The sequence below is a fragment of the Aeribacillus sp. FSL K6-2833 genome (assembly GCF_037965815.1).
Classification (GTDB): domain Bacteria; phylum Bacillota; class Bacilli; order Bacillales; family Aeribacillaceae; genus Aeribacillus; species Aeribacillus composti.
The window spans coordinates 3,161,244-3,175,655 of the sequence record NZ_CP150189.1 but is presented as its reverse complement, the minus strand read 5'-3'; the positions used below and the strand labels follow the sequence as shown (position 1 = coordinate 3,175,655).

General features: G+C 38.1%; 9 protein-coding genes, 1 tRNA gene and 1 pseudogene. 9 read left to right on the top strand and 2 right to left on the bottom strand.

Annotation, left to right across the window (positions count from 1 at the left end):
* The first annotated feature begins 158 nt into the window (after positions 1-158).
* From NSQ94_RS15445 to NSQ94_RS15425, 5 genes and pseudogenes are all read left to right on the top strand, one after another.
* Positions 159-234: transfer RNA gene (locus NSQ94_RS15445), tRNA-Arg, on the top strand.
* A gap of 128 nt (positions 235-362) precedes the next feature.
* A complete protein-coding gene (locus NSQ94_RS15440) occupies positions 363-554 on the top strand; it encodes a hypothetical protein (protein WP_339194373.1) in 192 nt (63 codons plus the stop codon).
* A 451-nt stretch (positions 555-1,005) separates the two neighbouring features.
* Positions 1,006-1,650 (top strand): LytTR family DNA-binding domain-containing protein, encoded by a 645-nt coding sequence (locus NSQ94_RS15435; RefSeq protein WP_066249117.1) that lies wholly within the window; start codon positions 1,006-1,008, stop codon positions 1,648-1,650.
* 133 nt (positions 1,651-1,783) lie between these two features.
* Positions 1,784-3,298, top strand: a complete 1,515-nt coding sequence (locus NSQ94_RS15430) for an acetyl-CoA hydrolase/transferase family protein (protein ID WP_339229617.1) — start codon at positions 1,784-1,786, stop codon at positions 3,296-3,298.
* A gap of 136 nt (positions 3,299-3,434) precedes the next feature.
* Positions 3,435-3,931 (top strand): annotated as a pseudogene (locus NSQ94_RS15425) (DEAD/DEAH box helicase); the annotation flags it as partial.
* A gap of 412 nt (positions 3,932-4,343) precedes the next feature.
* Here NSQ94_RS15425 and NSQ94_RS15420 read toward each other — a convergent pair.
* Both NSQ94_RS15420 and NSQ94_RS15415 read right to left on the bottom strand, forming a co-directional pair.
* Entirely contained in the window at positions 4,344-5,471 is a 1,128-nt protein-coding gene (locus tag NSQ94_RS15420) for a glycerate kinase (protein ID WP_339229615.1), read from the bottom strand.
* The gene (locus tag NSQ94_RS15415) at positions 5,472-6,302 is read right to left on the bottom strand and encodes a MurR/RpiR family transcriptional regulator (RefSeq protein WP_327847918.1); all 831 of its coding nucleotides are present in this window, start codon (positions 6,300-6,302) and stop codon (positions 5,472-5,474) included. It abuts the gene before it with no gap.
* Between the two features lie 157 nt (positions 6,303-6,459).
* Here NSQ94_RS15415 and NSQ94_RS15410 point away from each other — a divergent pair, with 157 nt between their 5' ends.
* The 4 genes from NSQ94_RS15410 to NSQ94_RS15395 all read left to right on the top strand — a co-directional run bounded on the left by NSQ94_RS15410 (position 6,460) and on the right by NSQ94_RS15395 (position 14,268).
* Positions 6,460-7,785, top strand: a complete 1,326-nt coding sequence (locus NSQ94_RS15410; RefSeq protein ID WP_063388732.1) for a 6-phospho-alpha-glucosidase — start codon at positions 6,460-6,462, stop codon at positions 7,783-7,785.
* 96 nt (positions 7,786-7,881) lie between these two features.
* On the top strand, positions 7,882-9,942 hold the full coding sequence (gene ptsG, locus NSQ94_RS15405) for a glucose-specific PTS transporter subunit IIBC (protein ID WP_339229614.1): 2,061 nt from the start codon (positions 7,882-7,884) through the stop codon (positions 9,940-9,942).
* Positions 9,943-10,670: 728 nt separating this feature from the next.
* Complete coding sequence (locus tag NSQ94_RS15400; protein ID WP_339229613.1) at positions 10,671-11,117, top strand: YbaK/EbsC family protein; 447 nt, start codon at positions 10,671-10,673, stop codon at positions 11,115-11,117.
* Positions 11,118-12,300: 1,183 nt separating this feature from the next.
* Positions 12,301-14,268 (top strand): TIGR02556 family CRISPR-associated protein, encoded by a 1,968-nt coding sequence (locus tag NSQ94_RS15395; protein ID WP_144597304.1) that lies wholly within the window; start codon positions 12,301-12,303, stop codon positions 14,266-14,268.
* Positions 14,269-14,412 lie beyond the last annotated feature (144 nt).

Sequence of the window (14,412 nt, the reverse complement as noted above, 5' to 3'; positions counted from 1 at the left end):
CAATACATGTACCATCATACCCTCATTTTTCATTTTTCAAACAACGATGAAAAATGAATTTTTCAAATCAATTTTGACACGATGGATAATTAAGCAAAATTTATTCTTGCATATACTGTTCGGTTCGATTATAATATAATTCGTGACATTTGAAAAATGCGCTCGTAGCTCAGTTGGATAGAGCGGTGGTTTCCGGTACCACGTCCGTCGGGGGTTCGAGTCCCTCCGAGCGCGTAAGCCTAGAGCAACAAGGGTTTGAGCGATTTAGAAGTCGTTCAACGGACGGGAACTACCGAAAAACGGACAACGTATTTTCGCAAGGTTTCCGTCCCACTGAATCAAAGAGACCGCGTGCCTCCAAAATGAAAAATTTTGGAGGTTTTTATTATGCGAAAAAGGCTAGAAAGGTAGTTTCAAGACTATCTGATTGTAGATGTAATCTCGATTATATGACGGTTGCAGAAGGATTAAAATACGCTAAGATCATTTACAAAACGGAAGCTATCCAGGACGAACGAGTACCGATTATTGAAGTCCTTGAAAAAATTTTATAGATGTTGTCGGTTTTAGAGATCTTACTACTGACCAAATTAGACGGTACATTAATACGTCATCTGTAACCGTGGATATTCTTTTCGGTGCTATTAAATCGATTTTTAGAAAGCTACATAAATACGGTATTATTTGAAGAAAGTCTCGTCAAAAAAATAAGGATAAACAACGAATCTTTGTGCTTACAGACACGCAAGTAAAGAGGCTATGAAACGTCAAAGATATAGGTATTTACGGGATTTCGTGACTATGGTGCTATTAAACTAATGTTAGAGTGAGAACAAAGGATAAACTAAGTTGAATAGACAGAAATTTCGGGTATTTTTTATCGTAAACTATTTGAAAAAGGTGACGATATTAGTCGCATTCGATAAGAACTATGCCAAAAAGGGTGAAAAAAGATGTAAAATATTAATATCTTGAAGATTTATAGATCACGAAGGGTGTTGAAGAATGGAACGTATTTCAGTAGTTTCCATTTTAGACGTTATTGGTGAATTGTTTTCTGATGAAGTTTCGATTGCTGTTTCCAATACTAAGGAATATATCTATTACCGGCCGAGCAAACGGATTGATTTGAAAATCAGACCGGGAGACTTGGTGAGAAAAGGAACGATTGCGTATAAAGCTTTGCACACCAAACAAAAGGTTTCTGAGTTTATTAACCGCGATGTGTTTGGCGTTCCTTATCACGGGATGGCTGTACCGTTTTTTTGGGAAGGAAAGCTTGAGGGATGCGTCACTGCGATTTTTCCTGCTTTGACGGATGGAAAATCTGTTGTGACCGTCAAAACTGATGATGGATGGGTTCCTATTCCTTTTTCGAAAGTTGCGTATTTAGAAGCAAAAGATAAAAAGACCTATGTGTACACTGAAGGATGCTCAGGAACGCATAAATACTCTCTCCAGGAATTTGAATACTTGCTTCCAAAGGACTATTTTATTCGCTGTCATCGGGCTTTTATTGTGAATGTCAACCATATTAAGGAGATCTACCCTGATGCGCATTCAACTTTTTTGCTGTTGATGAATAACGGTGATAAAATTCCTGTCAGTCAGTCCTACTCCAGTTATTTTCGAAAATTGCTTGGATTTTAAAAAATCGTTCTGTTTTAGTATGGAAATTGAGTTGTTTATCTGAATTTTCGGTCACTTATCCCCAAAACCTTGCCCCATTAACTTTTATCGGTAAAATAAATTTTAAATTCATTAAAGGGGAGATGATGGGGAAATGGACCATAAATTGGAAAGGATTGAAGATTTGCGTTTGCGCGATCGAATAGTCACAGCTGATGAAGCCGCATCATGGATCAAAGACGGGATGACTTTAGGGTTAAGCGGATTTACACGCGCGGGTGATGCGAAAGCGGTTCCATATGCGTTGGTAAAACGTGCAGAGCGAGAATCGTTTAAAGTAAATGTGTATACAGGAGCCTCTTTAGGTTCTGATATCGATAAAATGTTCACTGAAGCTGGCATTTTAGGCAAGAGGCTTCCTTTTCAGGCAGATCCTACGATGAGAAAAGGAATCAATCGGGGAGAATTTTTATTTGTCGATCAGCATTTGTCCCATACTGCTGAATTAGTGCGCTCAAATGTTATGGGTCCAATCGATTTTGCAATTTTGGAAGCGGTTTCTATTACAAGAGATGGAATGGTTATTCCGACAACCTCCATTGGAAACTCGTTGACATTTGCCCAGCACGCAAAATCGATCATTATAGAGATTAATATGGCACAGCCTGCAGATTTAGTAGGAATGCATGATTTGTATGAACCTGAGAAACAAGGGGAAAGAAAACCGATTCCGCTGACAAAATCGAATGATCGAATCGGTACGATCGGAATACCGATTGATATCGAGAAGGTAAAAGGAATTGTATTTACCAATCAGCTGGATTCACCGTCGACAATTGTGCCTCCGGATGAAGAAACAGTCATTATGGCGCAGCATTTGATAGAGTTTTTGCGTAAAGAAATTAAAGCCGGCCGGTTAACGGAACGTTTGGCCCCGCTGCAGTCAGGCATCGGTTCCGTCGCCAATGCAGTTCTTCATGGCTTGCTGGATTCAGAATTTGAGGATTTAGAGGTGTATTCTGAAGTATTGCAGGATGCAGTCTTTGATTTGATAGATGCTGGCAAAGTCCGTTTTGCCTCTTGTTGTTCGATTACCCTTTCAGAGCCGAAAATGAAGGAGGTTTTCTCGAATTTTAAGAAATACCGCGACCGTTTAGTGCTGAGACCGCAGGAAATTTCCAACCATCCTGAAATTATTCGTCGGCTCGGTTTGATTTCCATTAACACAGCATTGGAAGTGGACATCTACGGCAATGTCAATTCAACCCACATACTTGGAACGAAAATGATGAACGGCATTGGCGGATCAGGTGATTTTGCAAGAAATGCCCGCCTGGCGATTTTTGTGACAAAATCAATAGCGAAAGACGGAAACATATCAAGCATTGTTCCTTTTGTCTCCCATGTTGACCATACGGAGCATGACGTCGATGTCATCGTCACCGAACAAGGGTATGCGGATCTCCGGGGCTTGGCGCCAAGAGAGCGTGTGGAACTGATTATCGAACGCTGCGCCCATCCGATGTATCGCGACCAGCTTCGTGAATATTATCAGGAAGCTCTTGCAAGAGGAGGGCATACACCACATGTTTTAGAAAAAGCTCTTTCATGGCATATAAATTTTGCTAAAAACGGAACGATGCGTGAAGAGATTGCACATAGCGTTTAATCGGATGACAATTTATTCGTGCATTTTCTAGACATGCGAAGAGATCGGCACAGCTAGATCAAAGAAGGAATTTATCCCTAGAAATCAATTTTGTGGATATCACACAACAAATGTTTTCACCCCCTTAGTGTTAAAAGCACTAAACGAATGGACTTATTAATTGATACTGTACTGAAAAATTTAATAAAACATAAATTCGAGTTGAAGGCAGAAAACGATTGTTTTTGCGAAAATCATCATACAGAACGGATAGTGAGCGCTTTGATCAACTGTTTTCTGAGAATAAGGACGGATTTGCAAGGGTTATTGATTACAGCGTCAACTGGTATCTAATGTTAATTGATCATTTTTCTGACGCAAATTGCTGTATCAGCCGATAAACTCGATACTGAAGTCGATATTCCGGAAGTCGTCAATCTCGTGTTTTTTCAAGAAAGGACGTTCGACATCAAAGTTTTGGCAAATAACTGGGTTCAGAACACGCTTATATAAAGACTTACTAGATTGGAGAAGTTAATACGCATTCACCTTTTTGGCAATTTTGAGTTTTTCCGCGAAAATCCAAAAGGAATGGAAGGAAATAGTTTAACGGAACGGTTGTTTAACATCGAAGTCGAAATCATTAAAGAACTTTAGCATTTGCAGTACCAAGAAGAAGAGTATATGGGTTAAAAACGGAGTTATGGAATAAAAGTTGAAAGAACCGTTTAAAAGTGCGAAGCATTGTAGACTTGTTTAAAGACAACATGGATGATCGTGAAGAAAATGATCTGTATTCGATAATTTAACAAAAAATTGTGAAGATATTGTCGGGGCTTAATGGAATACATCTATTATTTCTTTTACCTTCATTACAAAAGAGGCATCTTAGATGTTGAACAGATCTTAGATGCCTCTCTAATGTGGAAATTTGGAGATTTGCCGGTCAACCTTCTAGATAAAATTGAGATGGAATAAGGGGAAAGTTATTTTTGCAGTATTCAACATAAAAATCCGAAAAAAAAATTTCCCCGTATGGATTATAAAAGCGAAAACCTGGATCCGATTATATCTTCAAAGAGTGAATAAGATGCATCACTTGCTTCGTCTGGTTGTACAATAGCTGTTTTGCCTGATCCATACATTCCTCAATCGTCAATGGTTTAGTAATAATCGAAAAGCATCCGTGAAATTTGCTGCGGAGCACATCCAAATTGCCTGCAAGCGAGCCGGATATTAATATCGTTGGAACTCCGTATGTTTGAGCGAGATCAGCGATATAGCCGGGCGCTTTTCCGTATAATGTTTGTTCATCGCTTTGTCCTTCTCCTGTAATGACAAGATCCGCCTGCTCTATTGCTTCCTTCAAGTTCGAAGCTTCTGCTACAAGCTCAGCACCGGATATAAGCTTTGCGCCTAGTACAAGGAATGCAAATCCCAAGCCTCCTGCTGCCCCTGCACCTTTCACGTTATTGAAGACTTTTCCTTGCTGCTTCTCAATAAGAGCAGCAAATCGGGCCAATGCTTCGTCGTAAATCGGTATTTGTTTGCTGCTGGCACCTTTTTGCGGTCCGTAAACTGCGCTGGCACCTTTTTCACCACATAGCGGATTGTCCACATCACAAGCAACCTTTATTGTAATATGTTCCAATCTCGGATCCAAACGGTCGAAACTTACTTGATTGACCTCCAATAAATCTTTTCCGAAAATCCCCGCTTCTTTTCCTTCTTTATCCCAAGCTTTCATGCCAAGCGCCTGTAAAAAGCCAAGGCCCCCATCATTTGTAGCACTGCCGCCAAGCCCGATAATAAACGATTTACAGCCTTTATCCAATGCATCTTTCATCACTTCGCCAAGTCCGAAAGTAGTGGTCACATCCGGGTTTCGTTGTGAAGGAGGCACTTGGACAAGCCCAGCGATATTGGCAACTTCAATAGCAGCTGTATTGTTTTCGAGGATGGCATAATATGTTTTTATTTTTTTGCCCAAGGGGCCTGTACAGGTTACCTCAATGCGATCCCCGGCTGAAGAGGCTAACAATGCATCGACTGTTCCTTCTCCGCCGTCAGCCATTGGTTTTGTTCTTACTGTATCACCATAATGAAGGTCAAGTATTGCTTGTTTCATAATATTTGCTGCTTGAGAAGAGGTCAGACTCCCTTTAAAAGAATCAGGTGCTACGACAATATTCATTTAGCTGCCTCCTTTGTTTGTCTGATATCCTTCCGAATTTTTAAAAACGATAGAGTAAACGAGATAAATGGAATTAATTACACTCAGCATATTGATTTCTTCCAAAATAGGTGATTTAAAGGATTCTAGTTTGCAGCTGCTCACTTTGATGATTTGTTTCGCATTCTGTGCTAAATAGCCTTTTTCATTGCCTGTAATCGCAACGATAGGAATGCCTCTCTTCTTTAATACCTTTACTAGCTGAACGATAAATCTTGTTTCTCCGGAAAAAGAAATGACAACGGCTAAATCTCTGGGCGTAAGTGATTCTGCTTCGGAAATTTGATTTTCATGGTTGCTGTACGCAGTAGCATATTTGCCCAGACGAATAAATTTGAATTGTGCATTTCTTGCAATGAGATGCGAAAATGTTACCCCAAAAAAAGCAACTTTTTTTGAGTGATGAATTTCGTGAACAACTTGAATGATTTCCTTTGAGCGGAGAAATTGCTCTGTTTGCTTCAGAGAAGCAAGTAATTCGTCATAATATTCGTTTATTTGTTTTAGATTAAATTTCGTTTTTAGGTTTTGATAGTCTACTTCGGTATCATTAAATTCAATAAATGATCTGGCATATTCTTTAAGCTCTTTAAACGTAATATTTTCAAAGCGCTGACAAAATCGGGTGATCGTTGCAGGTGATGTATGGCACGCTTCAGCTAATTCATAAATGGACATTTTCGGGATTTTTTCCACATTCCTCAAAATATATTCGGCAATAATGATTTCTGATTTTGTTTGGTCTGTTGAAGATTCAATGAAGTTTAATAATTTAGCCATAAAGTTGTACATCGAATCACTCCGGATTTCATATTTATTGTACGCTCTATTATAAATGACCATGAAAAAAGTTTCATAAAATGAAATTTTTCCTGTCTATGTTTTTTCGTTCGTTAAGATATCGGTAGAAGCAGTTACATGAAAAATTACTACCAGGAGCTGAAACACAATGAAAAAATTCAATGTACTTATTGTTGGCGGGGGTAGTACTTGGACGCCAGGGCTTTTAAAAGCAATTTGCTCGCGTCAAGATACTTTCCCGATCAACCGATTGGTCATGTATGATATCAATTACGAACGCCAAAAAATAATAGGCGAATTTGCGAAAGTGCTCTTTAAAGAAGAGTACCCTGACATTCATTTTAGCTATACAACAGATAAAGAGGAAGCATTCACGGAAGATATCGATTTTGTTTTTGTGCAAATGCGTACTGGCGGCTATGAAATGCGTGAAAAAGACGAAAAGATCCCGTTGAAACTAGGGGTTATCGGTCAGGAAACATGCGGGCCGGGCGGTTTTGCTTACGGTATGAGATCGATCCGCGATATGATTCAATTGGTCAAGGATGTCAGAAGCAAAACGAAAGACGCATGGATTTTAAACTACACAAATCCTGCTGCTATCGTTGCGATTGCGTTACAGCAAATGTTTCCTGATGATAAAAGAATCCTCAATATTTGCGACCAGCCTGAAAACTTGCTTCGTTCGTACGGCCGTTTATTAAATATGAATGAACGTGATTTTGATCCTGTATACTTCGGATTAAATCACTTTGGCTGGTTTACTCATTTATATGATCCGCAAGGCAATGACAAATTGCCTGAGTTAAGGGAAATGATTTTGAAAAACGGCTTCCGTCCGGCTGACTACGAGCAAAGGGATAAATCATGGCTCGAAACGTATGCCATGGTGCAGCAAATGGTGCGAGATTTTCCGGACTATTTGCCGAATACGTATTTACAGTATTATTTATATCCAGATAAAGTGCTGAAAAAATTGAATCCGGATTTTACGCGTGCAAATGAAGTACAAGCCGGAAGAGAGAAACGCGTATTTGAAGATTGTGTGCGCGTTGCTGAAACAGGAACTGCAAAAGATTCCAACGTAGTAGCAAATGATGCACATGGCGAGTTTATCTTAATTGTTGCAGAATCCATTGCATACAACAAAGGCGACAATTTTATTGTCATTTTGAAAAATGATGGAATCATCAGCAATTTGCCGGATGATGCGATGGTTGAAGTGGCTGCAAGTATAACCTCAAACGGGCCTAGACCATACGCAGTTGGAGAAATTCCAACATTCTATAAAGGATTGATTGAAGGGCAATATGCGTATGAAAAACTTACTGTGGAAGCATATATGGAAGGCTCATACGCCAAAGCGCTGCAAGCTTTAACTTTAAATCGTACAGTTGTATCTGCAGCAAAAGCAAGAGAGGTATTGGATGCCTTAATCGAAGCCAATAAAGAATACTGGCCGGAATTGCGATAATAACTTGTCCGTGCAGGGAGCCGTTATGACTCCCTGCTTGAAAAATAGCTAGAATGTATCCGTTTTCTATATATTATCAAGAAGGGGAGCTATGAAATGAAGAAGGTATTTAACTTTGATTTCTTTCAGAGAATTGGCAAAACTTTTATGGTTATAATTTCTTTGCTTCCTGCAGCCGGTTTATTGCTGGGAATCGGTACAACGTTACAATCTCCGTATTTAATCGAATATTTGCCTTTTTTAGATTCAGGATTTTGGAAAACGATTTCTGATTTAATGAAGGGTGCAGGAAAAGCGATATTTGGAAACTTAGGTGTTTTGTTCGCTATCGGTATAGCGGGGAGCTGGACCGGTGGAAAAGCGGCAGCCTCCTTATCAGCACTTGTTGGTTATTTAGTTATGCATACCGTTATCGGGATTGTCCTTGGAATCACTCCGGAAAACGTATCGGAGCCAGGGCGTGTACTTGAGTTAGGGATCCCGACACTTCAAATCGGTGTTTTTGGCGGTATCATCATCGGGTTTGTAGCAGCAGTTCTTTATGAAAAATATCATGATTTCAAAATGCCGGAAATGCTGTCCTTTTTCGGCGGTTCACGATTTGTTCCTATTATAACAGCAGGTTATTCAATCATTATTGCACTGATTTTGGCCTTTGTTTGGCCGCATGTACAAGACGGCATTTATGCACTTGGAGCTGCCTTATCTGGAGAAAATACGCCGCCGCTTTACATGTTCATTTATGGACTAGTAGAACGTGCCCTTATTCCGTTTGGATTGCATCATATTTTCTATATTCCAATTCGTTTTTCGGAAGTTGGCGGAACGTATACAACACTTGCTGGATCTGTCGTTTCCGGGGATACGGCAATGTATATGGCTCAGCTTGCGGATAAACAAGTAAATGATGCCGTTGAAATAACAGCAGGAAGATTTATGGCAGGGAAATTCCCGTTCGTCCTGTTTGGTCTGCCAGCGGTAGCGTTAGCAATGTATCACATGGCAAAACCGAAAAACAAAAAAGCTGTAGCAGGCTTATTATTGACTGCTGCGGGAACAGCATTTTTTACAGGAATTACAGAGCCACTTGAATTCACGTTCTTGTTCGTAGCGCCATTATTATACGTTTTCCACACATTAATGGCAGGGCTGTCATTTATGCTGATGTATGTTTTAGATGTGAATGTTGGATATGCCGGCGGATCCGGAATCATTGATTTTATCTTATTTGGTATATTACCTGGTGTTGGAGAGCCATGGTGGTATGTCATTATCGTTGGTCTGGCAATGGCTGTTGTTTACTACGTTGTATTCAGATGGTCTATTAAAAAGTGGGATCTTCTTACACCAGGACGCGGAGATGAAGATTCGAACAGACTTTATACTAGAAAAGATTACGAAGAAAAAACAAATAGAAAAAGTGATGAATCTGTTGTCAATCAAAAAGCGTATGAAGTATTAGCAGCACTTGGCGGAAAAGAAAATATCAATAATCTTGATGCATGTATTACACGGTTAAGAGTAGGTGTAAAAAACAAAGGCGCTGTTAATAAAGAAAAACTGAAAGCTCTTGGTGCTTCAGGCGTATTGGAGGTAGGAAATGGAGTTCAAGCAATATTTGGACCTACTTCAGACACGTTAAAAAATCAAATTTTAGATATCATGAATCAGGAAACAAACGAATATAAAGAAGAATCAACTATTAGTTTTGTAGCGCCATTATCAGGAAAGGTTGTTGCATTGGAAGAAGTGCCTGATGAAGTTTTCTCTCAAAAAATGATGGGCGACGGCATTGCTGTTCAACCAACAAGCGGAGATGTCTATTCTCCGGTTGACGGTGAAATCGTCGATGTATTCCCAACCAAGCATGCCATTACACTTCGTTCAGATGAAGGAGCAGAGCTGTTGATTCATTTGGGACTAGAAACAGTGAACTTAAAAGGAGAAGGCTTTGAAATAAAAGTTTCACCTAAAGACAAAATCAAAAAAGGAGATCTTATCGCACAATTCGCCATTGATCAAATTGGCGAAAAAGGGTACAACACCATTACTCCTATTATTTTACTGAACGGAGATCAGTTTAAAATCGACCATAGTAGTTATCCATCCAGCGTAGTTGGAGGAAAAGACGTATTAATCAAGGCTCAGAAAGGATAAGATCGATCATCCATGGGATAACAGTACGATACTGTACAGAATTGCTTCCGAGTTCATAAAGAATAGTATCGATTATCCATGAATTCGCAAGGAACCCAAGTCCATAAAGCTTAGATCAATCATTTTCAAAAGGCTATCGAGTGCATTCGATAGCCTTTTTTGCATAGTGATTGAAAAATGTGAAAAGGCACAGTACATCTGCTGCTGTGGCGTCATAGGCTTCGGAAATTGCAGCTGCAAAGAGCCGACAGCTAAATTGTAGTACGCCGCTTTGACGGGCAAGAATTTCAGAAAGAATCATTAAAGAGAGAAAAAAAGATTTTAAATTGGACGAGTAACAAAGCGGAAGGGTACAGGACCATCAGGTTGCGGTACTTTCTCTTTTTTAGCATAGGCAATTGGGAACTATTAATGAATGCCGATTCGGCTTCTACTGTATTCATTTGAAGTTTAAACCGGATCATATATAGATAAAAAATTTGCGGCAGCCTTCTTGGAGTTTTCATTTACATTTCAATACCATTTTAGATACTTACGAAACTCTCTAGTTTATGAATAGCATTTACTCGCAACAATCCCTATAAAGTTCCATTCAACTGTATTTCACTTCTTTTTGTAAAGAAAACCACTTTTCAAAAGGAAATTGGATTAATATGTGGAAGTAAGCTGTTGGCAATTAAATTGTAGAAGAAGCCGTTTCGTGGAATTTGTAATAGGAGGGCTTACTTTTGGATCATTTAAAAAGCATTTTACAGGAAAATAGAATTCCATTTGACATCCTTTATCACGAAAATCCAATTCGCACAGCGCAGGAAGGTGCGGACTATTTTGGAATCGAAATAGGTCAGACTGCTCCTACATTGATACTTAAGTCTGACAAAGGCTATTTTGCAATAATCGTTTCAGGAGGACGCGGTCGTGTGAATTTGGAAAAAGTGTCAGAAATCTTGGGATGCAATCAATTAAAAATGGCACCCCCAAAAGAAGTTCAAAAGATCACGGGATATACTGTCGGCAGCGTTCCTTTAGTTGGTCTTTCTTTGCCTTGTATAATCGATAAAGAACTTTTTCGCTATCCGTTCATTTATGGTGGAACAGGAGAACCAACCTCAACACTGAAAATACCTCCTCATGCTTTGGAACAACTGAATCAAGTTGTCGCTTTCTTAGGTTAAAGTGTTGCTGTTGTAAGTAAATTTCCCGCCTCGTACGATAAATTCGATATTCTCTGCAATTTGAAGAATAAAATAAGATTTAAAAAGAATTAGATATGTCTATTTCTTTTGTGTTAGGAAATGTTGAAGTGGTAGAAAGCATAAAAAACTTGATAACACCGATCAATAAACGAAATAGAACGAGGAAAGATTCATAAAGCCGTGCCTTATCTGTGTTTATAGAAACTACTTTTAGTACATGGCTGTTTCAAATAAGAAAATAAAAGGTTAGAGAATACATGAATGTTCGGTAACATTTTTTATATCCCAATCCTACTTCTTATGTGCATCATATTGTATTTTTAATAATTTGCAACTGGCTTGTTTAAATATTTCATTTAATATATAATACAAATTATAGTTATCATTTTCCATATCTTAGCTTATTAAAGCATTGAAACATTGATAATGTAATTATTATCTTACCTACTTAGGACTAAATATAATTTTCATAGCAAAGATGATGTATAAAAATTTTTGTGTCAAGCATTTGGCTAGACCAAATTTATGATTCATATAAGCAGTATTCAGAGTGTGATGTACACGACCAATACCATGAGGTGAACGATCAAGTAGTATCCAAGATTTGAGAAATAGGTAAGGTGAAAGTTAAGAGGATTTGTCGAAGCACAGAAGGCCCTTCAACGTATGTATGTTTGAAGAATATTTTAATCATAAAGGAATAAGGAAATTTTCTCTTCTTACAAAAAAACTGAATATTCAGTCTTTTTTTGGTGAAACATATCTCTATTGATTCCAAATCGTTTCAGAGATATCTTATTTTCATAAATAACAAAAAATTCTTGACATTAATTTTCTGAATAAATAAAATTTAATTGAAAATGTAATTATATAAAAAAATGAGGAGGTGTAAAAATGTTTGAAAGAACAATTGTTAATATGTCGACTATATCAATTATAGAAGAGGGAAATGGTGTAAGGAAAATATCGAAAAAGTTTACTTACATGAAGAAATAAAAAAGGATGATTGGATATTTAGAAGACATTAAGCCAGTTTAGGAAATTATTTGTATTTTTGAACAAAATGTTAAATTATACAAAAAATATTGAAATAAAAGATAGAATTGGTAGAATTTAAACGGATTGTAAAAATTTATATTTCTCTTTAAAGGAGGTGCAGACGGTGATAAAAACGATTTACACCCTTGGAAATAAGTATTTAACCGAAGAAAAATCTCTTATTCAAGCAATAACGCTGCCCATTGCAAGATCATATGGCACAACTAAATATGTAATTATTGTGGACTTTTCTATTAAAGATAAAAAAGTCAAAATAACGCCAAAAGAAATAAGCGAATCGACCTCATTAGAGTTGCTATGGATTGGTACAGCGGATGGAGCAGCGAGCCCACAATGGTTTGGAACGGTGAGCAATGTCGAATATTTGCTTAGTCAAACAATTACAAATCTTCTCGAACGTTGGAATCAAGAGGATTCCTACTATTCTCTTTTAAAAAAAGCACAAGATGTTTTTTTCTTGGATCTTGGCGCGGCCAAAAAATCAGACGAACGATACCGCTATGTTTTTAATCCAGCATATGTTGGCGGCGAATTGACGGAAAAAGAGGCGAAAAAAGCGGTTAAGGAAGCAGCGAAGCAGTTTCAAGCTTTTATTGAAAAAGAAGCCAATGTTAGCATCAAAGATGTCCTCTTGTATTCTCTTGCCATTGACGGACAGCTCGTCGTATCGCAACCAGAATATGAACGACTCGTTATCGCTGAGAAACTAAGTGTATTTGAAGAGGCGAAAAAGGGAGTATGCGCCCTTACAAACAAAGAAGACTTTGTGACAGGAGAAACGACAAAACTGAAATTTAACTACTACATAAACGATAAAATCAGCTTTGCGAGCGATCTAGAGAAAAAATCATTTGTCAAAAACTTATCCATCAGCAAAGATGCTTATCAGGCAATTATGGCAGGGGAAGCGTACATTCTCCGCAACTTTAATACTCGTTTCAGTGACCTTCCTTGTTATATCATCCCAGACTTTTTATATGATGTGCCGTTTGAAAATGTCCCGCTTCAAGATATTAGTGAGCACATTCATCAGTTTGTCCGCACTGTCAAAACGGTTGAAACAGCGGAAGATTTGCATCGGGAAATAGAAGATTACAAAGAATTCAATAATCAAATGGACAACCATATTTCGTTACATTTTCTTTTTTACACAAAAGCGCAGTCAGCTTTAAAGGTGAATAAACTGTTATCCGATGTTCCGCTCACTCATTTGCGCCGACTAGGTTACGAGATGCGAAAAGCAGGGGAAATAGGACAACACTTTTTTGGCAATGAAAAATTCAATCTCGGCTTGGAACCAATCTACTACTTAGTTCCGATGCGTGTTCAACGCAGGGAAAACTTTGAAAAACGTAAAATTTTACAAGTATACGAGTCGCTTTTGACAAATAAAACGCTTTCATACCAATGGCTGATCACGCAATTTGTGCAGCTTGCCAAAGTTCATATGTATGCTAACTATAACCTTTATCAATATAGTAACGACAAGGAAGAATCCAATGATTTTCGATTAGTGAATGCAATGGTGCGAGCGCAATTGTTCTTGAAACTGTTGCAAAACCTTAACTTAATTAAGGAGGAAAGGGAGATGGCAAAGGTAACATATGACTTGTCTGATGCCCACATGGTCGAATATATGGAAACCATGAATTATAACGTCGCGCAAAGTTCTTTATTTTTACTTGGGTATTTAATTGCAAAAATTGGAACTGAACAAGTTCGTAGAGCAAAAGAACGTGCAGAAGCGTTTGGACAAGTCCGAAGCGGCAAAACAGTAAATAAGCCGATTTTATCGAAGATTAATTATCATGGTATGAATAGGCAAAAACTGATCATGCTTTCAAACGAAGTATTTGAAAAGCTGAGACAACTGAAAATTGCTTCTTTGCAAATTGAAGCTGTTTATGTGGAACATAAACGTCTCTTTGATTCAGCATTGCAGGGAAAATGGAATTTAAGTGATCGAGAAAACGTTTTTTATTTGCTTTCAGGCTACGCATATGGCACAAAGCGGATTTTAAACAGCAGCAAAAAGGATAATTCCGACCCTGATTTTGAAAATGAAAAATAAAGTATTACGAATGGAAAGGAAGAAGAGATTCCCCAAATACTGCGAAAAGTCCAATCCTGTATAAGATGAGGGGAGCTCTTCCTTCCAAATAGTAAACAATTGGTCAAGGCATTTGGATAAACTGCAAAATCTCTTAAAAAATCA